The 22038-nt window shown below is 60.5% G+C and carries 20 protein-coding genes; 11 read left to right on the forward strand and 9 right to left on the reverse strand.

Translation table 11 applies throughout. The annotated features are described in order from the left end of the window. Positions 1-105 precede the first annotated feature (105 nt). From CAF79_RS07505 to CAF79_RS07515, 3 genes are all read right to left on the reverse strand, one after another. A complete protein-coding gene (locus CAF79_RS07505; protein WP_085697301.1) occupies positions 106-894 on the reverse strand; it encodes an OmpA family protein in 789 nt (262 codons plus the stop codon). Positions 895-949: 55 nt separating this feature from the next. Then, positions 950-1354 carry a DUF4398 domain-containing protein gene (locus CAF79_RS07510; protein WP_085697302.1) on the reverse strand — a complete coding sequence of 135 codons (405 nt, stop codon included), beginning with the start codon at positions 1352-1354 and terminating at the stop codon, positions 950-952. Between the two features lie 367 nt (positions 1355-1721). Further along, positions 1722-2066: a hypothetical protein gene (locus CAF79_RS07515; RefSeq protein WP_011332654.1), complete on the reverse strand. Its 345-nt coding sequence runs from the start codon at positions 2064-2066 to the stop codon at positions 1722-1724. Positions 2067-2280: 214 nt separating this feature from the next. On the opposite strand from CAF79_RS07515, the gene ppc reads away from it, so the two are divergent. The 7 genes from ppc to CAF79_RS07550 all read left to right on the forward strand — a co-directional run bounded on the left by ppc (position 2281) and on the right by CAF79_RS07550 (position 9525). Then, positions 2281-4911 (forward strand): phosphoenolpyruvate carboxylase, encoded by a 2631-nt coding sequence (gene ppc, locus CAF79_RS07520; protein WP_085697303.1) that lies wholly within the window; start codon positions 2281-2283, stop codon positions 4909-4911. A gap of 289 nt (positions 4912-5200) precedes the next feature. Next, positions 5201-5851 carry an adenylate kinase gene (adk, locus tag CAF79_RS07525; protein WP_085697304.1) on the forward strand — a complete coding sequence of 217 codons (651 nt, stop codon included), beginning with the start codon at positions 5201-5203 and terminating at the stop codon, positions 5849-5851. A gap of 94 nt (positions 5852-5945) precedes the next feature. Then, positions 5946-6620, forward strand: a complete 675-nt coding sequence (gene tsaB, locus CAF79_RS07530) for a tRNA (adenosine(37)-N6)-threonylcarbamoyltransferase complex dimerization subunit type 1 TsaB (RefSeq protein ID WP_085697305.1) — start codon at positions 5946-5948, stop codon at positions 6618-6620. A 172-nt stretch (positions 6621-6792) separates the two neighbouring features. Next, positions 6793-7101, forward strand: a complete 309-nt coding sequence (locus tag CAF79_RS07535; RefSeq protein ID WP_007954720.1) for a hypothetical protein — start codon at positions 6793-6795, stop codon at positions 7099-7101. After that, the gene (locus CAF79_RS07540; RefSeq protein WP_085697306.1) at positions 7101-7961 is read left to right on the forward strand and encodes a DUF72 domain-containing protein; all 861 of its coding nucleotides are present in this window, start codon (positions 7101-7103) and stop codon (positions 7959-7961) included. Before CAF79_RS07535 ends, CAF79_RS07540 begins: the two co-directional genes overlap by 1 nt. Positions 7962-7993: 32 nt before the next feature. Next, a complete protein-coding gene (locus tag CAF79_RS07545) occupies positions 7994-8830 on the forward strand; it encodes an oxaloacetate decarboxylase (protein WP_085697307.1) in 837 nt (278 codons plus the stop codon). 2 nt (positions 8831-8832) lie between these two features. After that, the gene (locus CAF79_RS07550) at positions 8833-9525 is read left to right on the forward strand and encodes an extensin family protein (protein ID WP_085697308.1); all 693 of its coding nucleotides are present in this window, start codon (positions 8833-8835) and stop codon (positions 9523-9525) included. Between the two features lie 4 nt (positions 9526-9529). On the opposite strand, the gene CAF79_RS07555 is transcribed toward CAF79_RS07550, so the two are convergent. Further along, on the reverse strand, positions 9530-10144 hold the full coding sequence (locus tag CAF79_RS07555; protein ID WP_085697309.1) for an energy transducer TonB: 615 nt from the start codon (positions 10142-10144) through the stop codon (positions 9530-9532). Between the two features lie 93 nt (positions 10145-10237). Here CAF79_RS07555 and CAF79_RS07560 point away from each other — a divergent pair, with 93 nt between their 5' ends. Next, positions 10238-11020 (forward strand): class I SAM-dependent methyltransferase, encoded by a 783-nt coding sequence (locus CAF79_RS07560; RefSeq protein WP_085697310.1) that lies wholly within the window; start codon positions 10238-10240, stop codon positions 11018-11020. A gap of 61 nt (positions 11021-11081) precedes the next feature. Here the strand turns inward: CAF79_RS07560 and CAF79_RS07565 are convergent, their stop codons facing one another. Next, entirely contained in the window at positions 11082-11717 is a 636-nt protein-coding gene (locus CAF79_RS07565) for a TetR/AcrR family transcriptional regulator (protein ID WP_085697311.1), read from the reverse strand. Between the two features lie 94 nt (positions 11718-11811). Between CAF79_RS07565 and CAF79_RS07570 the strand changes: the two genes are divergently transcribed. From CAF79_RS07570 to CAF79_RS07580, 3 genes are all read left to right on the forward strand, one after another. Further along, on the forward strand, positions 11812-12912 hold the full coding sequence (locus CAF79_RS07570; RefSeq protein ID WP_085697312.1) for an efflux RND transporter periplasmic adaptor subunit: 1101 nt from the start codon (positions 11812-11814) through the stop codon (positions 12910-12912). Between the two features lie 6 nt (positions 12913-12918). Continuing rightward, positions 12919-15987 (forward strand): efflux RND transporter permease subunit, encoded by a 3069-nt coding sequence (locus CAF79_RS07575; RefSeq protein WP_085697313.1) that lies wholly within the window; start codon positions 12919-12921, stop codon positions 15985-15987. Positions 15988-16210: 223 nt separating this feature from the next. Beyond that, entirely contained in the window at positions 16211-17605 is a 1395-nt protein-coding gene (locus CAF79_RS07580) for a Fic family protein (RefSeq protein ID WP_085697314.1), read from the forward strand. Here CAF79_RS07580 and CAF79_RS07585 read toward each other — a convergent pair. The 4 genes from CAF79_RS07585 to plsB all read right to left on the reverse strand — a co-directional run bounded on the left by CAF79_RS07585 (position 17602) and on the right by plsB (position 22038). Next, positions 17602-18291 carry a DUF4197 domain-containing protein gene (locus CAF79_RS07585; RefSeq protein ID WP_085697315.1) on the reverse strand — a complete coding sequence of 230 codons (690 nt, stop codon included), beginning with the start codon at positions 18289-18291 and terminating at the stop codon, positions 17602-17604. The genes CAF79_RS07580 and CAF79_RS07585 overlap by 4 nt on opposite strands. A 25-nt stretch (positions 18292-18316) precedes the next feature. Beyond that, on the reverse strand, positions 18317-18715 hold the full coding sequence (locus CAF79_RS07590) for a YbaY family lipoprotein (protein ID WP_085697316.1): 399 nt from the start codon (positions 18713-18715) through the stop codon (positions 18317-18319). A 45-nt stretch (positions 18716-18760) separates the two neighbouring features. Next, the gene (locus CAF79_RS07595) at positions 18761-19447 is read right to left on the reverse strand and encodes a hypothetical protein (RefSeq protein WP_085697317.1); all 687 of its coding nucleotides are present in this window, start codon (positions 19445-19447) and stop codon (positions 18761-18763) included. A gap of 92 nt (positions 19448-19539) precedes the next feature. Next, positions 19540-22038: a glycerol-3-phosphate 1-O-acyltransferase PlsB gene (plsB, locus tag CAF79_RS07600; protein WP_085697318.1), complete on the reverse strand. Its 2499-nt coding sequence runs from the start codon at positions 22036-22038 to the stop codon at positions 19540-19542.

The following is a 22038-nucleotide window of genomic DNA, read 5'->3' on the forward strand; positions in this document are numbered from 1 at the left end:
CCTACTGTTATAAATGACAGGTCAAGACGAGTGGTAGTCAATCTCCGCTGCAAAAAAAAGCCCCGTCGGAGCAGATCCGGCGGGGCTTTCATGTTGCTTCGCGAATTATTTGGCGCTAACCGCCGAACGCGGCATCACTGGCTGGTTGTCGTTGGAAATGGTCACCTCCACCCGACGGTTCATTGCACGGCCCGAAACGCTGCCGTTATCCGCCACCGGGTATTCCTTGCCATAGCCCTGAGTCACGATTCGCGACGGATCGACGCCCATCTTGATCAGTGCGACCTGTACGGAAGTGGCACGACGCTCGGACAACGACTGGTTGTAGTTCGCCGAACCGGTGCTGTCGGTATAACCCTCGACGATCACTTTGCGATCAGGGTTTTCCTGGAGGAACTGCGCCAGTTTATTGATGTTCACCAGACCGCTGGATTTCAGATCGGCCTTGTTGGTGGCGAACAGCACGTCACCGAAGGTCACCAGCGTACCGCGATCGGTCTGCTTGGCGTTGAGGCTTTCCTGCAGCTGTTTGATCTGCTGATCGCGAGCATCCAGACGGGCCTGGGCACGTTGGGCGGCGGCGTTCTTCAGATTGTTCTCAGCAGTACGCAGGGCGATAGTCTGCTTGGCCACTTCCACGCGCTGGTTGGTCAGGTAGGCCAGTTGGTCGACCTTGCGCTGATCTTCCTTGTCCAGATAAGCCTTGTCGGCCTTGTCCAGATAATCACTGGCGTCCTTGGTTTCCAGCGCCGCGACCTTGCTGGCCTGCGGGTTGGCCTGCAGGCCGGCGTAGTTGGTGCGCGCCTGTTCCAGATTCGGGTTCGGCGGTGTCGAGCAGGCAGCCAGGGCAACGCTTGCGGCCAGAAGAGCGGGGATCATCAGTTGTTTACGCATAATCGTTCGTCCTTTCTATCGATAAGAGTTTCAGCCTTGCGGTCGGGATGCGCGCTTACTGCACAGTGCGCTGACTTTCCTGACGCAGTTCCTGAACACCTTTCTGGGAATCCTTCACCGCTTGTTCGGCTTTCATCGCCTGAGCCTTGCGTTCAGCGACGCGGGCGTCCCACTCGGCCTGTTCGGCCAGGGTGCGGGCTTCGTCATACTTTTTATCGTGCATGGCGATTTCGGCTTGTTTGAGCTTGTCCTGTGCCTGCTTCATTTCCACGGCGGCGAATTCGGTACCGCCGGCGCTGACCGCGCTGTTGACCGCCGATTGAGTCACGGCGTATTGCTCGGTCGGAGGATTGCCGGCGCAACCGGCCAGTACGAAGCTGGTGCCGATCGCCAGGGCGGCCAGTTTCAGACCGCGCAGGTGGGAAAACGAGGTTTGGGTCTTCATGGTCTTCAACTCCATTGGTTAACTCCTTGGAAGCTTCGAAATCCATCCTGGTAGCGGAGCCGCAACCGTCATGTGCAAGTGCGTTTTGAAAAGCTCGTTCCAGGCGTGGTTACCTGTTCCGACCGAAGGCATTTTTCAAAAGTTCAGAAAAGATGGCTCATCGCCAAAAAAAATGCTGACCAGGTGGACAAAGTCCTAAACCGGGAACTTTGGCGGGGGAGAGTGGTACGCGCGGGAGTAATAAGGCGTGTGATTTATGAGTTTGAATACAGTCAATGTGGGAGCGAGCTTGCTCGCGATAGCGTCGGATCAGTCACCACTACAGTGCCTGACAAACCGCTTTCGCGAGCAAGCTCGCTCCCACGTTTCGATTTATGTTGTGTCAGTGTTTCTGCTTGCCGGCTGCAGCCGACAAGTCATGCAAATGCCGCCGTGACAACGCAAGAAAACGCGGCGTCGGGCCGACATCTTCATACAGCGGATCACCTTCCTCGTCGGTGGCAACCACGGTCGAACCTTTCACATATGGCAGGCTCGCTTCGAACTCTTCGAGGGCGGCGCCGATCAGCTCGCCGAGCAGTTCTTCGGCGTGACGTTTGGGGTACATTTCGGCGATTGCCGCCAGCCGGGCGGCGGCTTCCACATCCAGATGAATCGTGTAGCCGGTATCGGTCAGGCGACCCTTGGCTGTTTCTTCCCAATGCTGGGCGAGTTCACGGATTTTCATATAGACCTCATGTCGCACCTGCTCATGGCAGGTCTTGGTGAGTGTCCGCCGTCAGCCGGCGGCAAGCCGTTGTGGGGCTTACTGTTGAGACTAGCTTCAAGCCTCAAGGTTTAAAGTCCCTTCGTCGTCTGCTTGTAAGAAGCGTTCCAGAGCGGCACTCTCTGTTCATCCACTCACTTGCGATCCGTCACCGATTACTGCTGGAGAGATGCTGATGACCGATATTGATGCACGCTTGCGCGAAGACGTTCACCTGCTCGGTGAGCTGTTGGGCAACACTATTCGTGACCAGTACGGCGAGGCGTTTCTCGACAAGATCGAGCAGATCCGCAAGGGCGCCAAGGCCGACCGGCGCGGCTCGATGGACGCCGAACTCAGCGCCAGCCTCAATCAATTGAGCGAAGACGAACTGCTGCCCGTGGCGCGGGCCTTCAACCAGTTTCTCAACCTGGCGAACATTGCCGAGCAGTACCAGCTCATCCATCGCCGCGAAGAAACCCAGGCCGCACCGTTCGAATCCCGCGTCCTGCCGGAACTGCTCGCCCGCCTGCGCAACGAAGGGCACCGCGCCGAATCCCTGGCCCGGCAACTGGCGCGGCTGGAGATCGAACTGGTGCTCACCGCGCACCCGACCGAAGTGGCCCGCCGCACGCTGATCCAGAAGTACGACGCGATTGCCGCGCAACTGGCGGCTCAGGATCACCGCGACCTGACCACGGCCGAACGCGAGCACATCCACAACACCCTGCAACGCCTGATCGCTGAAGCCTGGCACACCGAGGAAATCCGCCGCACCCGGCCGACCCCGGTGGACGAAGCCAAGTGGGGTTTTGCGGTGATCGAGCACTCGCTGTGGCAGGCGATTCCCAACCATATGCGCAAGGCCGATCAGGCGCTGTTTGCGGCCACCGGTTTGCGTTTGCCACTGGAAGCCGCGCCGATCCGCTTCGCTTCGTGGATGGGCGGCGACCGTGACGGTAACCCGAACGTGACGGCTGCCGTCACCCGCGAAGTGCTGTTGCTGGCGCGCTGGATGGCGGCCGATCTGTACCTGCGGGATGTCGATCACCTGGCGGCCGAACTGTCGATGCAGCAGGCCAGCGAAGCGCTCAAGGCTCGGGCCGGCGACAGTGCCGAGCCGTATCGTGCGGTGCTCAAGCAATTGCGTGAACGGCTGCGCGCCACCCGTAACTGGGCCCATGCATCGCTGACCGCCACCACGCCGGCCCCGGCTGATGTGCTGCACAACAATCGCGACCTGCTCGATCCGCTGGAGCTGTGTTTCAACTCGCTGCACGAGTGCGGCATGGGCGTGATCGCCGATGGGCCGCTGCTCGATTGCCTGCGTCGGGCCGTGACCTTCGGCCTGTTCCTGGTGCGCCTCGATGTGCGTCAGGATTCGTCGCGCCACAGCGCAGCGATGACCGAAATCACCGATTACCTCGGCCTCGGCAAATACGAAGAGTGGGACGAGGAACAGCGCATCAGCTTCCTGACCCGCGAACTGCAAAACCGTCGGCCATTGCTGCCGGCGCATTTCAGACCCTCGGCCGACACCGCCGAAGTGCTCGCCACCTGCAAGGAAATTGCCGCCGCGCCGGCGGCTTCGCTGGGCTCCTACGTGATCTCCATGGCCGGCGCCGCCTCTGATGTGCTGGCGGTGCAATTGTTGCTGAAAGAGTCCGGCGTATTGCGGCCGATGCGTGTGGTGCCGTTGTTCGAAACCCTCGCCGACCTCGACAACGCCGGCCCGGTGATCGAGCGCCTGTTGCTGCTGCCGGGTTATCGCGCACGGCTGCAAGGTCCGCAGGAGGTGATGATCGGCTATTCCGACTCGGCCAAGGACGCCGGCACCACCGCGGCGGCGTGGGCGCAGTACCGGGCGCAGGAACGGCTGGTGGAAATCTGCCGCGAGCAGCAAGTCGAACTGCTGCTGTTCCACGGTCGCGGTGGCACTGTGGGGCGTGGCGGTGGTCCGGCGCACGCGGCGATTCTGTCGCAGCCGCCGGGGTCGGTGGCCGGACGTTTCCGCACCACCGAGCAGGGGGAAATGATTCGATTCAAATTCGGCCTGCCGGACATCGCCGAACAAAACCTAAATCTGTATCTGGCGGCAGTGCTCGAAGCGACCCTGTTGCCACCGCCGCCACCGACCCCTGAATGGCGGCATCTGATGGACGAACTGGCCGCTGACGGCGTCGCCGCCTACCGTGCGGTGGTTCGGGAAAATCCGCAATTCGTCGAGTATTTCCGCCAGTCGACCCCGGAGCAGGAGCTTGGGCGCCTGCCATTGGGCAGCCGTCCGGCCAAGCGCCGCGCCGGTGGCATCGAAAGTCTGCGGGCGATTCCGTGGATCTTCGGCTGGACCCAGACCCGTCTGATGCTGCCGGCCTGGCTCGGTTGGGAAACCGCCTTGAGCAAGGCGCTGGAGCGCGGCGAAGGCGAGTTGCTGGGGCAGATGCGCGAACAGTGGCCGTTTTTCCGCACTCGCATCGACATGCTGGAGATGGTGCTGGCCAAGGCCGATGCCGACATTGCGCTGTCCTACGACGAGCGTCTGGTGCAGTCGGACCTGCTGCCATTGGGTGCGCACTTACGCGACCTATTGTCGCAGGCGTGTTCCGTGGTCCTCGGCCTGACCGGTCAGTCGCAGCTGCTGGCACATAGTCCGGATACCCTGGAATTCATCCGTCTGCGCAACACCTACCTTGACCCGCTGCATCTATTGCAGGCCGAGTTGCTGGCGCGCTCGCGGCAACAGGATGTCGAGCAGGGCAGCCCGGTGGAACAGGCGCTGCTGGTGTCTGTGGCGGGGATTGCCGCCGGTTTGCGAAATACCGGCTAAGGTTTTCTGCGTGGGGCGGGGCACCCGGGGCGAACCCTCGGGTGCCGTTTGACGACCGTGGGAAAAATGCGGTCAGGCGACAGTTAATGATGGGGTTGCGACTTGGGGAACCGCGTCGCAAGGTCGCGGCGGGCGCCGGTTTCTCCGACTTTTGGCGTCTTGTGTGGGCGCAGCCTGCTGTGTATCTTGATCAGCCTTTGGCCGTTTGGGCGGCCACGACCCGTTTTATGAGATTGGCCCCACGAGGCGAATCCATTGTTTTTTATATAAAAAATTGAGGAGCACATCGATGCGCGTCATTCTGCTGGGAGCTCCCGGGGCCGGTAAAGGTACTCAGGCTAAGTTCATCACCGAGAAATTCGGCATTCCGCAAATCTCCACCGGCGACATGCTGCGTGCTGCGGTCAAGGCCGGCACCGAGCTGGGCATCAAGGCCAAGAGCATCATGGATGCCGGTGGCCTGGTGTCGGATGACCTGATCATCGCGCTGGTCAAGGACCGTATCGCTCAAGCCGATTGCGCCAAGGGCTTCCTGTTCGATGGCTTCCCGCGCACCATTCCTCAGGCTGAAGCGCTGGTGACTGCCGGTGTCGAGCTGGACGCCGTGGTCGAAATCGCCGTTGAAGACGAAGAAATCGTTCAGCGTATCGCCGGTCGTCGCGTTCACGAGGCCAGCGGCCGCGTTTACCACATCGTCTACAACCCGCCGAAAATTGCCGGTAAAGACGACATCACCGGCGAAGAGCTGGTACAGCGCAAGGACGACACCGAAGAAACCGTGCGTCATCGCCTGTCGGTCTACCACTCGCAGACCAAGCCGCTGGTGGACTTCTACCAGAAGCTGTCCGCCAGTAACGGTGGCAAGCCGAAGTACAGCCACATCCCTGGCGTCGGTTCGGTTGAAGCGATCACCGCCAAGGTGCTTGAAGCGCTGAGCTGAAAAACCTGATCCGCTGCATCATCCACGGCCCGCTTGCGGGCCGTAGTTGTTTATACTGGCGCACTTTTTCCCCACCTGATTTACGGACACATCGATGAGCACCTTGCTGGCCCTGGACACCGCGACTGAAGCTTGCTCCGTTGCCTTGCTGCATGACGGCAAGGTCACGAGCCATTACGAGGTGATCCCGCGCCTGCATGCGCAGAAACTGCTGCCGATGATCCAGCAACTGCTGGCCGACGCCGGCACCACCCTGCAAGCGGTGGACGCTATCGCTTTCGGTCGTGGCCCGGGCGCTTTCACCGGCGTGCGAATTGCCATCGGTGTGGTGCAAGGCCTGGCCTTTGCGCTGGATCGCCCGGTGTTGCCGGTGTCGAACCTGGCCGTGCTGGCGCAACGGGCGTATCGCGAACACGGCGTGAGCCAGGTGGCGGCGGCCATCGATGCGCGCATGGATGAGGTGTATTGGGGCTGCTACCGCGAGACGGCCGGAGAGATGCGCTTGGTCGGCGCCGAGGCGGTGCTGCCGCCGGAAGTCGCCGCGCTGCCGGAGGATGCCTCGGGTGAATGGTTCGGTGCCGGCACCGGCTGGGGTTATGGCGAACGCATCGCGGTAAACCTGAGTGGATCCGATGCCGGCATGCTGCCCCACGCTGAAGACCTGCTGACTCTGGCACGATTTGCCTGGGAGCGCGGTGAAGCGATTCCGGCTGACGACGCCCAGCCGGTTTACCTGCGCGACAAGGTAGCCACCCCGAAAGCCCGCTAAGGCCATTCACCCTGTGACATTCGCCGCAGGGTTCTCCCGCTCCTGCCAATCGTCCGTTTCTAACCCCGCGCTTTAAACCTTTTGTCTTTTATGTGTTCTAGTTATCACTCGGCGATTTGCTAAGTCGGTCAGGTGCCGCTAAATTGCCATCATCGATACCGAGCATGACTTTATGCGTATAGACGGCGTTTCCACTCATTCCTACCCTATCAAGCGCAAGCCTCGCAAAGGCAATCCGGCGCTGGATGAGTCCGTCGACGATATCGACGGCGAGCTGGAATTCCCGACCGAAGAGCAACTGGCCGCCCGTGCCGCCAAAGCCACCGCGCAACGCCTGAGCAATCTGCCCGCCCGCCAACAAGACATGATTTATCACCGCGCGATGAAGAAAAGCGTGGCCATGGCCCTGGCCAGCTACCTGAGCACCGCCGGTTTTGTCGATTGGGATGCAGACGTGCTGGGCCTCGATCTGTACATCTGATGGATCTGCCTTACTACCTCGGTTGCCCGTCCTGGAGCGAAAACGCCTGGCGCGAGTATCTGTATCCGGCAGACGCCAAGACCTCCGATTTCCTCGGACTCTATTCACAAGTCTTCAACGCGGTGGAAGGCAACACGACCTTCTACGCCAGCCCCTCGCCGGCCACCGTGCAGCGTTGGGCCGAGGTGATGCCGGAGCATTTTCGCTTCACCGCCAAGTTTCCCGGTGACATCAGCCACAGCGGCGACTTGCGCGATCAACTGACCGCCGCTGAAACCTTCCTCCAGTTACTCAAGCCGCTCGGTGAGCGCGTCTCGCCAATGTGGCTGCAACTGTCGAAAAGCTTCACTCCGCATCGCTTGCCGGAGCTCGCTGCGTTTATCGATGCACTGGATTGCCCGCTGGCGGTGGAAGTGCGCCACGAACAGTTTTTCGCCAAGGGCGAGAGTGAGCGACTGCTGAACCGGCTATTGCTGGATCGTGGCGTGGAGCGTATCTGTCTCGACCCGCGCGCGTTGTTCAGTTGCCTGTCGACCGAGTCGTCTGTGATCCACGCCCAATCGAAAAAGCCCCGCGTGCCCACGCGGCCGGCAGCATTCACTCAATTCCCGCAGGTGCGCTTCATCGGCCACCCGGAGCTTGAGGCCAACGATCCGTTTCTGGTGCCGTGGGTGGCGAAAATCGTCGAGTGGATCGAAGAGGGCCGCACGCCCTACATCTTCCTGCACACCGCCGATAACCTCCTCGCGGCGAAGCTGGCGCAACGTTTTCACGCACAACTGATGCAACGTTTGCCTGGCCTGCGCCCCTTGCCTGAGCTATACAGAGAACCCGCCGCCGAGCAACTTGGCCTGCTCTGAGGCGGATTCATTTTCTGCTCAGGAGCCTGCCGATGGACGTCCAAGCCCGTCAACAACAAGCCCGTAAAGCCGAATCCTTCAAAGCCCTGCACGAACGCCCGGGGATTTTCGTGATCCCTAATCCGTGGGATGCCGGTTCCGCGAAGATGCTCGCCAGTCTCGGCTATCAGGCGCTGGCGACCACGAGCGCCGGTTATGCGTTTTCTCAGGCCAAACCCGATGGCGGTCTCAGCCTCGACGATACGCTGGCCAATGTTCGGGCGATTGTCGCGGCCACCGATCTGCCGGTGGCGGTGGATCTGGAAAACGGTTTCGCCGACGCTCCAGCGCAATCGGCTCAAAGTCTGATCCGAGCCGCCGAGGCGGGCGCCGTGGGCGGCTCGATCGAGGATGCCACCGGCCGGGAAGACTCGCCGATCTACTGCTTCGAACACGCGGTGGCGCGGATCGAAGCGGCCGTCGCGGCCGTGCGCACCTTGCCGTTTCCCTTCATGCTGACCGCCCGTGCGGAAAACTATCTGCATGGCAATCCCGATATCAACGACACCATCCGCCGCTTGCAGGCCTTCGCCGAAGCCGGTGCCGACGTGCTGTACGCGCCGGGCCTGCGTACCGCCGAAGAAGTTCTGGCGGTGGTGCGCGCGGTGGCGCCGAAACCGGTCAATGTGCTGATGTCCGGCGGCTTGAAACTGACGGTGCAGCAGCTCGAAGAAATGGGCGTGAAGCGGATCAGCACCGGATCGGCGCTGGCCCTGGCGGCGTTGGGTGAGTTTTACCGCGCGGCGGAAGAAATCCAGCAGTCCGGCACGTTCACCTTCACCTCCCGTTCGATGCCGTACGCCAAAGCCAATCAATTGTTCAAGGGGTGAGCATGGGGCGCTGGACGCTGTTGACCGTGCTGCTGATCATCGGTGGCAGCCTGATCGGCGTCTGGCGCGGTTGGCTTGATGTGCCGCCGCAGTGGAACCCGTGGGCGCCACTGGACGTGCAGGCGACGCCCAACTGGCTCACGGGCTACAAGTTGATGCGCCTGCGCAGCGATCCGGCCTTGTGCGAGCAGGCGCTGGTCAGCTCCGGCCTGCGGGTTTCACCACAGGTCGACAGTCCCGACGCCAAATGTCCGCTGATCGGTGCTTTGCGCGTGCAGGGCGGCGGGGTGGCGCTCAGCAGCAGCTTTCTCGCCAGTTGTCCCTTGGCGGTGGCGTTTGCGCTGTTCGAGCGCCATACGCTGCAACCGGCGGCGCAGCAGGCCTACGGTCAATCTGTGGCTCGAGTCGATCACCTCGGCAGCTTCGCTTGTCGCAATATCTACAACCGCGAGAGCGGTGCACTCAGCCGCCATGCCAGCGCCGATGCGCTGGACATCGCCGGCTTGCGCCTCGCGGATGGTCGCGTGATCAGCGTGCTCAAGGACTGGCCGAAGCAAAACCAGGACGCGCAGTTTCTACGTCAGGTGCGCGACGGTGCCTGCGAGGCGTTCAGTGTGGTGTTGAGTCCGGACTACAACGCAGCCCATCGCAATCACTTTCATGTCGATGTCGGGCGCTGGAGCGTGTGTCGCTGAGGGATCAGGCGGCGATGCGCAGGTTCTGCTGAACGATCGGGCGCACCCAGCCGTTATCGAAGTCCAGGGCTTTCTGCTGCTCGACGATTTCTTCCGGCGGGAACGGCGGGTAAGGCTGCAGCAGATCCAGGTCGAACTCGGCAATCGGCAGGTAGAGCGGCTTTTTCTGCGGGGCAGGGCCCGGTTCCGGAATCGGCTGGCCGTTGTTGATCACGATCGGACGAACCCAACTGCTGTCGAAATCCTGCTGCTTTTGCTGAGTCTTGATTGCTTCTGGCGGGAACGGAGGGTACGGCTCGGCAAGATCCAGTTCGAGCTCGGCGATCGGCAGGAACAGCGGCTCCGGAGGACGCACCTGGGTTTCGACCACATCGCATTCGCGCTGGCTGATGATGTGCGCGTGCAGTTCGCTGCCGACGGTTGGTTCTTCAGGACTTTCCAGATCAACCGGCGGGAAAGTGCCGCAGGCCGGCACCACATCACTCGATTGTTCGGCCAGTGCCTGGGCAAAGAAATCCTGCCACAGGTGGCTGACGCCGCCCAATGCTTGAGTGTTATGACGGCTGAAATCACCAGTGGGCGAAATGTAGCCAATCGATGTGGGAAGAATGCCTGACATTTTTTTCGGTTGACGCTCAGCTCTGGCAAAATGCGCGTTGATTGGGTTATCGGCGGTTTTTGCCGATCCTTAACTTTTTTGAGCGTGTTTTCCATGATTGAGCAACCCGCGGCCTGCCGCATCCATGTCGAGGCCCTCGGCCCGACGTTCGAAGCGCAGGCCGAGCAGTGGGCGCAACGCCTGGGCCTGCCGTTGCAGGTGGCAGACGGCGAGTTTGCCCTGCAGGTCGGTGAGCAGGGTTTGCAGCTGCAACAACTGGGACCGGATGCGCCGGGGCCGGTGCGGGTCGACTTTGTCGAGGGTGGCGCGGCCCATCGCCGGTTGTACGGCGGTGGCAGCGGACAGATGATCGCCAAGGCGGTCGGCATCGCTCAGGGCGTACGTCCCCGTGTGCTGGACGCCACGGCGGGGCTGGGCAAGGATGCGTTCGTACTGGCCAGTCTTGGCTGCGAGATGAGCCTGATCGAGCGTCAGCCATTGATCGGCGCCTTGCTGGAGGATGGTCTGGCCCGCGCGGCAGAAGACTTCGACGTGGCGCCGATCGTAGCGCGGATGAAGCTGCTCAAGGGCAATTCCATCGAGGTGATGCGCAATTGGGAGGGCGAGCCGCCGCAGGTGATCTACCTCGACCCGATGTTCCCGCATCGTGAGAAAACTGCGCTGGTGAAGAAGGAAATGCGCCTGTTCCGTCCGCTGGTAGGTGATGATCCGGATGCTCCGGCCTTGCTGGAAGCGGCGTTGGCACTGGCCACGCATCGGGTTGTGGTCAAGCGCCCGCGCAAGGCACCGTGTATCGAAGGGCCGAAACCGAGTCATGCGCTTGATGGCAAATCCAGCCGTTACGACATCTACCCGAAGAAAGCGCTCAAGCCCTGAGACCGAGTCGTCCCTAATCGCTGGCTTGCCAGCGAAAGCGTCAGTGCAGACGCCGCGGAAATCAGGGTCGATAGGCCCGCATGAACAGCCCGACCACCTCCTGCACATGACTTTCCGCCGCCTCGCCGGTCAGCGGTTCTCCGCAGCCGTATAACAGCCGGAAATTCCCCGCGCCCTTGATCAGGCAAAAGAAGTGCTCGGCGGCGTTGTGCGGGTTGTCGATGCTCAGCACACCGGTTTCGTGAATCCGCCGCAGCAAACGTTCCATGCCTTGCACCATGCGCTGGGGACCGGCCTCGAAAAAGATCAGCGACAGCTTCGGATCCTGACTGCCCAGTGCCATGATCAGGCGATGCAGGTTCACCGATTCATCGCTGTTGATAAGGTGGTGAAAGCCTCTCGCAATGTTCAGCAACACATTTTCCACCGCGATGCCTTCCGGCAATTCGAAGAACAGTGGCGGCAATTGCTCCTCGCATTTGGCCACCACGGCGGCAGAGAACAGCGTCTCCTTGTCATTGAAATGGCTGTAGACCGTCAGTTTCGATACGCCCGCCTCGGCGGCAACCGCGTCCATGCTGGTGTTGGCATAGCCATGACTCAGAAACAGGATTTTCGCCGCCTCCAGAATCGCCTGGCGCTTGGCCGGATCCTTCGGTCGGCCAGGGCCGTTTGGAGTGGAAAGATTGTTCGACATTCTTCGCTTTTAATACTGGACTGGTGAGTTTGCTATTAATAACATACCGGCCAGTATAATTATTCCAAGCCTCCTTAGCGAAAGGTCCTTCACCATGTTCCGCCATGCGTTGTCCTTTGCGGTGCCAGTCAGTCTGGCGTTTTTTTTGTCGGCGTGTGGCAAGGAAGAGGTGACGCAAGTCAGCGTGCGACCGGCCATGGTGGTGCAGCCAGAGCCTTCGGCGCAGGCGATGGAAAGTTATCCGGGCGAGGTTCGCGCCCGCTACGAACCCGATCTTGCGTTCCGCATCGGCGGCAAAGTCAGCCGACGACTGGTCGACGAGGGTCAGCGCGTGAAGGCCGATCAACCGCTCGCCGAACTTGATCCGCAGGATGTACGCCTGCAACTGGAAGCCACCCGGGCTCAGGTCGCGGCCGCCGAAGCCAATCTGAACCTGGTGCGCGCCGAGCGCGATCGCTACAAGACCCTGATGGAACGGCAGATGGTCAGTCGCTCGGCCTACGACAATGCCGAGAACCTCTACCGTTCCGGTGAAGCCCGCCTCAAACAGATCAAGGCCGAATTCAACGTCTCGACCAATCAGGCCAGTTACGCCGTGCTGCGCGCGCCTCAGGATGGCGTGGTGGCCAAACGCTCGGTGGAAGTCGGGCAAGTGGTCGCCGCCGGACAGACCGTTTTCACCCTCGCCACTGACGGCGAGCGTGAAGTGCTGATCAGCCTGCCGGAGCAGAGCTTCGGTCGCTTCAAGGTCGGCCAGCCAGTCTCGGTGGAACTGTGGACGCAACAGAACCAGCGCTTCGCCGGGCAGATCCGCGAACTGTCGCCGGCCGCCGATCCGAAATCCCGCACCTTCGCTGCACGCATTTCATTCACCTCCGGCAAAGTCCCGGCAGAACTGGGCCAGAGCGCCCGGGTTTTCGTGCAGACCGCCGATGTCATCCCGCTGTCGGTGCCGCTCTCGGCGCTGACCGCCGAAAACGGCGCGACCTACGTCTGGGTCGTCAGCGCCAACAACACTTTGAAAAAGACTCCGGTGCGCACCGGCCCGTTCGGTGAGAAAACCGTGCCCGTGCTCGAAGGCCTGAACGCCAGCGACTGGGTGGTCGCCGCTGGCGTCCATGTGCTGCTGGAAGGTCAGCAGGTGCGTCCGGTGGATCGCTCCAACCGCGTGGTCAATCTGGCGGACAAGGAGTAATCCCCGATGGGTTTCAATCTTTCCGCCTGGGCGTTGCGCAATCGTCAGATCGTACTGTTCCTGATGCTTTTGCTGGCGATCGTCGGCGCCTTGTCCTACACCAAGCTCGGCCAGAGTGAAGATCCGCCGTTCACCTTCAAGGCCATGGTGATCCAGACCCGTTGGCCGGGCGCCACGGCCCAGGAGGTCTCGCGTCAGGTCACCGAGCGCATCGAAAAGAAACTGATGGAAACCGGTGAGTACGAGCGAATTGTTTCGTTCTCGCGCCCCGGTGAATCCCAGGTCACGTTCATCGCCCGTGACTCGATGCATTCGGTGGAGATTCCCGATCTTTGGTATCAGGTGCGCAAGAAGGTCAGCGATATTCGCCAGACCTTGCCGCCGGGCATTCAGGGACCGTTTTTCAACGATGAGTTCGGCACCACCTTCGGCAATATCTATGCGCTGACCGGTGACGGTTTCGACTACGCGGTGTTAAAGGATTACGCCGATCGCATCCAGATCCAGCTGCAACGGGTCAAGGATGTGGGCAAGGTCGATCTGCTCGGTTTGCAGGACGAGAAGATCTGGGTCGAGCTGTCCAACGTCAAACTCGCCACCCTCGGCTTGCCGCTGGCAGCCGTGCAGCAGGCGCTGGAAGAACAGAATGCGGTGTCCACCGCCGGCTTCTTCGAAACCGGCAGCGAGCGATTGCAGCTGCGGGTTTCAGGAAATTTTCAGACAGTCGAGGAGATCAGGAACTTCCCGATCCGGGTCGGTGATCGTACGTTCCGCATTTCCGATGTCGCCGATGTTCGGCGCGGTTTCAACGATCCTCCGGCGCCGCGCATGCGCTTCATGGGTGAAGACGCCATCGGTCTTGCGGTGGCGATGAAGGACGGCGGCGACATTCTGGTGCTGGGCAAGGCCCTGGAAATCGAGTTCGCCCGAATCCAGAAAAACCTCCCGGCCGGCATGCAGTTGCGCAAGGTCTCCGATCAGCCCGCAGCCGTGAAAACCGGTGTCGGCGAGTTCGTCCAGGTGCTGGTCGAGGCGTTGGCCATCGTATTGCTGGTGAGCTTCTTCTCCCTCGGCGTGCGCACCGGCATGGTGGTGGCGCTGACGATTCCGCTGGTACTGGCGATGACGTTCGCCTGCATGTATTACCTCGGCATCGGCCTGCACAAGATTTCCCTCGGCGCGCTGGTGCTGGCGCTGGGTTTGCTGGTGGACGACGCGATCATCGCCGTGGAAATGATGGCGATCAAAATGGAGCAGGGTTTCGACCGGATCAAGGCTGCCAGTTATGCCTGGACCAGCACCGCGTTCCCGATGCTCACCGGTACGCTGATCACCGCCGCAGGATTTCTGCCGATTGCCACGGCGCAGTCCGGCACCGGCGAATACACTCGCTCGATCTTCCAAGTGGTGACCATCGCTTTGCTCGCATCGTGGGTGGCGGCTGTGGTGTTCGTGCCATATCTGGGAGAAAAGCTCCTGCCGGACCTGGCGAAAATTCATGCGGCCAAACACGGGACGGCTGACGGCCATGCTGACCCCTATGGCACTCCGTTCTATCAACGGGTGCGGCGTCTGGTGGAGTGGTGCGTGCGTCGGCGCAAAACCGTGATCGTGCTCACCGTGCTGCTGTTCGTGGCTTCGGTGGCGTTGTTCCGGTTCGTGCCACAGCAATTCTTCCCGGCTTCCGGGCGACTGGAGTTGATGGTCGATTTGAAACTTGCCGAAGGCGCCTCGCTGGCCAATACCACGGGTGAGGTCAAACGCCTGGAAGCGATGCTCAAGGATCACGCCGGCATCGACAACTATGTCGCTTACGTCGGCACCGGTTCGCCGCGTTTCTACCTGCCGCTGGATCAACAACTGCCGGCGGCGAGTTTTGCTCAGTTCGTCGTGTTGGCGAAAACCATCGAGGAGCGCGAAGCGCTGCGCAAGTGGCTGATCGACACCTTGAACGAGCAGTTCCCGGCCCTGCGCTCGCGGGTCACGCGCCTGGAAAACGGTCCTCCGGTTGGCTATCCGGTGCAGTTCCGCGTCACCGGCGAGCACATTGAAGAAGTTCGTGCGCTGGCCCGGAAAGTCGCGGCCAAGGTGCGTGAGAATCCGCATGTGGTGAACGTGCATCTGGACTGGGAAGAACCGAGCAAGGTCGTGTATCTGAACATCGATCAGGATCGCGCGCGGGCGCTGGGCGTGAGCACGGCAAATCTCGCGAAATTCCTCCAGAGTTCGCTGACCGGTTCCAGCGTCAGCCAGTATCGCGAGGACAACGAACTGATCGAAATCCTCCTGCGCGGCACCGTGCACGAGCGCACCGAGCTGTCGTTGCTGCCCAGTCTGGCGGTGCCGACCGACAACGGTCGCAGCGTCGCGCTGTCGCAGATCGCCACGCTGGAATATGGCTTCGAGGAAGGCATCATCTGGCACCGCAATCGCTTGCCGAACGTGACCGTGCGCGCGGACATCTATGGCAAGGAGCAGCCGGCGACGCTGGTGAAGCAGATCATGCCGACGCTTGATCCGATCCGTGCCCAATTGCCGGACGGCTATCTGCTGGATGTCGGCGGTACGGTGGAAGATTCGGAACGGGGGCAGAAGTCGGTGAACGCCGGTGTGCCGATGTTCATTGTCGTGGTGTTGACGTTGCTGATGGTGCAGCTGCGCAGTTTCTCACGCACGGCGATGGTGTTTCTGACCGCGCCTTTGGGGTTGATCGGGGTGACGCTGTTTCTGCTGGTGTTCCGTCAGCCGTTCGGGTTTGTGGCGATGCTCGGGACGATCGCGTTGTCGGGGATGATCATGCGTAACTCGGTGATTCTGGTGGATCAGATCGAGCAGGATATTGCGGCGGGTCTCAAGCCCTGGCAGGCGATCATCGAGGCGACCGTGCGGCGGTTCCGGCCGATTGTGTTGACGGCGCTGGCGGCGGTGCTGGCGATGATTCCGCTTTCACGCAGTGTGTTCTTCGGGCCGATGGCGGTGGCGATCATGGGCGGGTTGATTGTTGCTACTGCTCTGACGCTTTTGTTTTTGCCGGCGTTGTATGCGGCTTGGTTCAGGGTGCGTAAGGAGTCCTGAAACCTTTTGAGCGTGGCGGCCTGTCTGCCGACCATGATCTATCGGTTGGACTCAATCCTGTCGTAGCTGGCCTGCTGGCGATGTCAGCCTGACAGCTGAGCAAAACAATGGTGTAGGACTCTGCGACGCCTCCTACAAGTTTTCCAGAAGCCTCCGATATTGAGTCGCTGTGTGGGCGGTGCTGTACTCGATGCTGTTTTTCAGCCTTGGTTGAGCAGCGTTGATGAAGAAACCGCCAGTATTGAAGGGTCGGGCCGATCCGGTCTTTGAGTTATTGATGCGACCGCCTCACAAGCAGCGTCTGGCGGATTATCTTGCGCTGCTCAAGCCGCTGGATGATCAGGGACGGTATCTGCCTTTTGAGGATTTGCGGTATCGCTGGGCCAGCGGGCTGGATTCGCGTTTGTGTTGGGCGCTGGTCAAGAAGGCGCGGGCCGCTCAGTACATTCATCTTCTGCCTCTGGGGGAGCCGGCGCAGTGGGGGAAGTTTGTGCCGACGCCAACCGCGCAGAAGGCCCTTTCAGTGGTTGATCGGCAAACCACGACGGCATCGCTGGAATACATGACCAGCCAGATAGGCGAGCGGGCGCATTTCAGTTATCTGCTCAACGATTTGATCGAGGATGAGGCGATCAGTAGCAGTCAGCTGGAGGGCGCCGCGACCACCACTCGTGTCGCCAAGGACATGCTCAAGCAACGGCGTCAGCCGCGTACGCCGGATGAGCGGATGGTCATGGGTAATTACCGGATGATGAATTTCGCCTGGGAAAAACGTTACGAACCTTTGAGCGTGGAGTTGATTGCGTCGATGCATCGGGTCGGTGTCGAGGGTATTGATGACGAGCAGTATGACCCCGGGCTTTTCAGGACGAACGATGAAGTGGTGGTGCAGGACGGCGAAGGGAATACCGTGCACTCGCCACCGCCTGCGGTCGGATTGGTGAGGCGACTGGATTTGCTCTCGCAGTGGATCAATCAACCACAGGGCTCACCTCGACAAAAAAACTACCTGCATCCGCTGATTAAGGCGATCACGCTGCACTTTGCCCTGGGCTATGAACATCCCTTTCGCGATGGCAACGGGCGGGTCGCCAGGGCGCTGTTTTACTGGTTCATGTTCAAGCACGAGTTTTCGGCGTTTCACTATATCGCGATCAGTCTTTTACTGCGCAACGCGCCGGTAAAGTACGGGCGGTCGTATTTGCACAGCGAGGCTGATGAGCTCGACCTGACGTACTTCATCGAGTTTCAGTGTTCGGTGATTTTGCGGGCGGTGGAGGGTTTTACCGATGTGTACCGCAAGAGTGTGGCGTACAGCGAAGGCTTCGAACGCTGGCTGACCTGTTCGGGCTTTTTTGATCGGCTGACTGAGCGACAGCGGTCGATTTATCAGGTGGCCAGGAGCGGGGTGGCGAAGGAATTTACGGCGGGGAACGTCAAGGAGCATCTTGGTTGTGCCTACAACACAGCGGTGTTGACGTTGAGCGGGTTGGTTGAACTGCAGGTTTTCGAGAAGAAAAAAATGGGACGCGAGTGGGTGTACTTTTTACGTGTGTCTGCTGGCGACGGATTGAACAACGGGAGTGAAAAAGCTCACTCCCGTGTGGTGCCGGTTTAGAGGGTACCGAACACTTTTTTCGCCAGACTCGTCGCGGCAGCAGCCGGGTTCTTGCGGATGGTTTCTTCCTGTTTGCCAATCATCTCGAACAGGCCGTTCAGCGCTTGTTCGGTCACGTAGCTTTCGATGTTGGCGCTCTTCGCATCGACCACCCCGAAGGTTGCGGCCTGGCCGGCGAAGGCGTTGTATTTCTGGGCTACGCCGACTTTGTCGGTCGCCTGTTTGACGATGGGCAGGAACTTGGTGCGGATCTGTTCGCGGCTGGATTTGTCCAGGTATCGGGTGGCGGAGTCGTTGCCGCCGCTGAGGATGCCTTTGGCGTCTTCCACGCTCATTTTCTTCACGGCGTCGACGAGGATCGGCTGGGCCTGGGTGACGGCGGTTTCCGCAGCCTTGTTCATGGCGGTTTCCAGTTCCTCGACCTGGGCGCCCATGCCGAAGGCTTTCATCTTGCCGGCGACTTTGCCGAGTTTGCCCGGCAGTTCGATCTTCACGTCCGGATTGTTGCTGAAGCCGCCCGGAGTGCCGAGTTGTTTGACGGCCAGTTGCGCGCCCTGGGTCAGGGCATCCTTGAGGCCGCCGGTGGCGTCGCCTTGCGACAGGTCGCTGAGGGACAGGGCCATGGCGCTGGCGGAGATCATCAGGCCCGCGCACAGGCCGGCGAAGCGAAGGGTAGGGCGGAGCATGAAGGCTTCCTTATTCATGGGTGCGTTAGCGGGCAGCGTCGACGCGGATCTTCAGCGGCTGGGGATCCTTGCCATCGAGCTGCACGGCATGGTTTTCGGTGGTGATGAACATCAGCTCGCCGTTGACTTCGATGCGTGCGCTGACCGAGTAGCGGTGGCCGGGTTTGACCTGGGCCGGATCGTAGCTCAAATGGAACGGCAGCGGCACTTGTCCCTTGATCGGGCCTTTCTGTTCATCGAGCACGACGGCCGGCGCATCGGCCAGCGAAACGTCCTGCAGGCTCACGCTCAAGGTCGCACTTGGCGGCAGGGCGATGCGCTGCAGGTAGAACACTTCGCCGTCGAGGCTCGCTTTGCCGCTCGGTGTGGTGGATTGGCAAGCGCTCAACAAGGTGGCGGCGGCGAGAAGAGAAAGTTTTTTCATGGGGACCTCAAAAGACTTGAGCGCCAGAGGGGCGCCCAGAGAAATCTAGCGGATTTTGGATAATGAGTCAGTGAGCAAACGTAACGGTTCATTCAGCCACTGATTGATCATCCCCGACAGGCGCGATCGGGGCGCACGTGTCGCAGGTACAAGTTCAACATCTTCAGGAAATACGGACAGCCGTTGGTGATACCTGTTTTCTATTCCCGTCAGTGCATACCGTTTGCCGGGCACCACATGCTCCGGATCATATTTAAGATAAAACGAAGTGGCAGTTTCCTCATCGTGAGAAACGCGCGCCAGTTCGACATCGGGACTTTCGTTTTCATGCAGGCTGATGGTGATTGCCTGTTCGGGGGGAATCATTTTGGGTTCCTGCACTTCAACGTACAGGTAACCGATCGGACTCAGATGCAGCGTCTGGCGATGGGGCGCCTGATGAACAATGACGAAATGTGCCTGCTCCAGCAGCAAGGGTTGTCGATTGTGAAACAACTGGATGGTGATGCGGTATTTGACGCTGATATCACTGTGTCGGTGCGGGAACCGGAAGTTCCACTGGCCGCCGACAATGGAGGGATGTCGCCAGTGTTTGATGTTTGTTGTTTGCCGGGGGTTGACCCGTTGAACATCGACAACGGTTTCATTATTTCCGTCGAGAGGGGCATTGAAGTCAGGTGGAAGGCTGAACGTTATATTGATGGTCTGGGCGGATTCATCAATCAGGCTCATATCGATTTCCTTATCGATTAAAAAGAGCCCATTAATTCATAAAACAACTAACTGGAAAACGATCCGGTCTTCCGGTTAGTTGTCCTCAAGTTTCAGGAAGTCGGCGAGGTTGCAGTTTCCGCCGCATCCTCACTGCGATGTAGCGCCACCTGGCGGATCGACAATCGAATCTCCGCCGGCAACACCCGTTTGGCCGCGCCCTCGGCCAGTTCGCCTAGCAGTTCGTGATAACTCAACTTGCCTGCTTCGTCGCGACGCAGCACATCAAGATCGAGCATCGTCTGGATAAAGTGACGGAACAGGCTCTTGTCGAAAAACTCCGGCGCGTTCAGGCCATGCAGGATCGACAGGCGTTGGGCCATGACTGTGCACAGGTCTTCCAGTTCTTCGGCGCTGATGCTGTTCTGGCCGCTGTTGAGCAGCAGTGAAACCGTCATGTAAAAGCGTTGCAGGGTCTGGGCAATGCTCTTCGACAGCAACGTCAGCAGCACGAAATGCCGCGAGCTCGGCGCCGGGCGCAGGTACACGTCTTTCTCGAAGCGCAGCAGGCCTTGTTCGACGAAAGCCTCCAGCCACTGATCGATCACCGCATCCAGTTCGTCCAGGCTCCAGCGGATGAACAGCTCCGCTTGCAGATACGGATACAGCGCGCGGGTGTAACGCAGGATCTGCTCGCGGCTCATGCGCGAAGTGCTCTGGAAGAAGCTCGCCAGCAGCGCCGGCAGGGCGAAGATATGCAGCACGTTGTTGCGGTAGTAGGTCATCAGGACGGCGTTCTGCTCGTCCAGATAGAGAATCTTGCCCAGCGCATCGTTTTGCTCGGACAGCAGATCCATGTCTTTGACGTGTTCGATCAATGCCCGGCCATCACCCTCCGGCAGGGTGGTGTGCGGCGAGTACGGGACCTTGCGCAACAGCGCCAGATACAGATCCAGCACCCGCGCCATGGCCCGATCATCCAGCGCCAGACGAGTGGTCGACAGCAGCGCCAGCGCCACCAGGTTGACCGGGTTGATCGCTGCTGCTTCGTTCAAGTGCTGCGCGACTTTTTCGCCAAGACGATTGGTGGTTTCGTTGAGCCATGCCGGTTTGAACTGCGGGCCGAGTTCCTGCTGGCGCCAGCCCGGCTGTTCACTGTCGAGGAATTCCGCGAGTTTGATCGGCTCGCCGAAGTTCACCGCCACCTGGCCGAAACGCTGCTTGAGCGCGCCAATGACTTTGAAGATGTCGAAGATCGATTCTTTCTTCTTGCTCGCGCCGCGCAGTTCGCCGAGGTAGGTCCGGCCTTCGAGCACCCGCTCATAACCGATGTACACCGGCACGAACACGATCGGCATCCGCGACGAGCGCAGGAAGCTGCGCATCGTGATCGCGAGCATCCCGGTTTTCGGTTGCAGCATGCGTCCGGTGCGCGAGCGACCGCCCTCGACGAAATACTCGACCGGGAAACCTTTGGTGAACAGGGTGTGCAGGTATTCGTTGAACACCGAGGTATACAGCGGATTGCCCTTGAACGTGCGGCGCATGAAGAATGCCCCGCCACGGCGCAGCAGGCTGCCGATCACCGGCATGTTGAGGTTGATCCCGGCGGCGATGTGCGGCGGAGTCAGGCCGTTGCGAAACAGCAAGTACGACAGCAGCAGGTAGTCGATGTGGCTGCGGTGGCACGGCACGTAGATCACTTCGTGGCCCTGTGCGACTGCCTGCACGCCTTCGATGTGGTTGACCTTGATCCCGTCGTAGATCTTGTTCCAGAACCAGCTCAGCACCACTTCCAGAAAACGGATCGCAGTGTAGGTGTAGTCCGAGGCAATCTCGTTGCCGTAGCGCAGGGCCTGGGCCTTGGCTTTTTCCGGCGAGATGTTTTCGCGCTCGGCTTCGTCGAGGATCGCCTGCCTGACCAACGGCTGGTTGAGCAGGCCTTTGACCAGGTTACGGCGGTGGGAAATGTCCGGGCCGATCACCGCAGCTTTCAGGTTGCGGAAGTGTACCCGCAGGATCCGCTGGGCCATGCGCACGGTGCGTTCGTGGCCCTTGTTGTGTTCGATCAGTTCGCGCAGGTGGATCGGCGCCGAGAACTGCACGCGGGTCTTGCGCCCCAGAATCATGATGCTCAGCAGCCGACGCAGGCGCCCGGTGACGGCCCAGCTGTCGGCAAACAGCAGTTTCCACGGGCTGTTTTCGCTGTCCGGCGACTGGCCCCAGAACACGCTGACCGGAATGATCTGCGCGTCTTCGGCAGCGTTCTGGCTGAGGGCGCTGACCAGTCGGGTCAGGGTCGGCGGTGCGCCGCGCTTGTCCTGGCGGCCGAGCCAGTCCGGGTCCGGCGTCAGGTAGAAAAACGCCGCCGGCTCGATCAGCGAACCCACGGACACCGGCAGCACCGGGCGCGGCAGGCCGGCCTTGGTGCACTCGGTGTCGACCACCGCCAGATCAGTCAGCGATGGATTTTGCAGGACGTAGAACACCGGACGACTGCGGTCGAGGTTGAGGGTGAACGACGACTGGTTGATCGTCTCGGAGCGAACCCAGAGATACAACAGTCGGCGCAAGGTGCCAAACACAAGACGGCGGAACGGGGAACGGGTCAT

This window comes from Pseudomonas sp. B26(2017), from assembly GCF_002113045.1.
Classification (GTDB): domain Bacteria; phylum Pseudomonadota; class Gammaproteobacteria; order Pseudomonadales; family Pseudomonadaceae; genus Aquipseudomonas.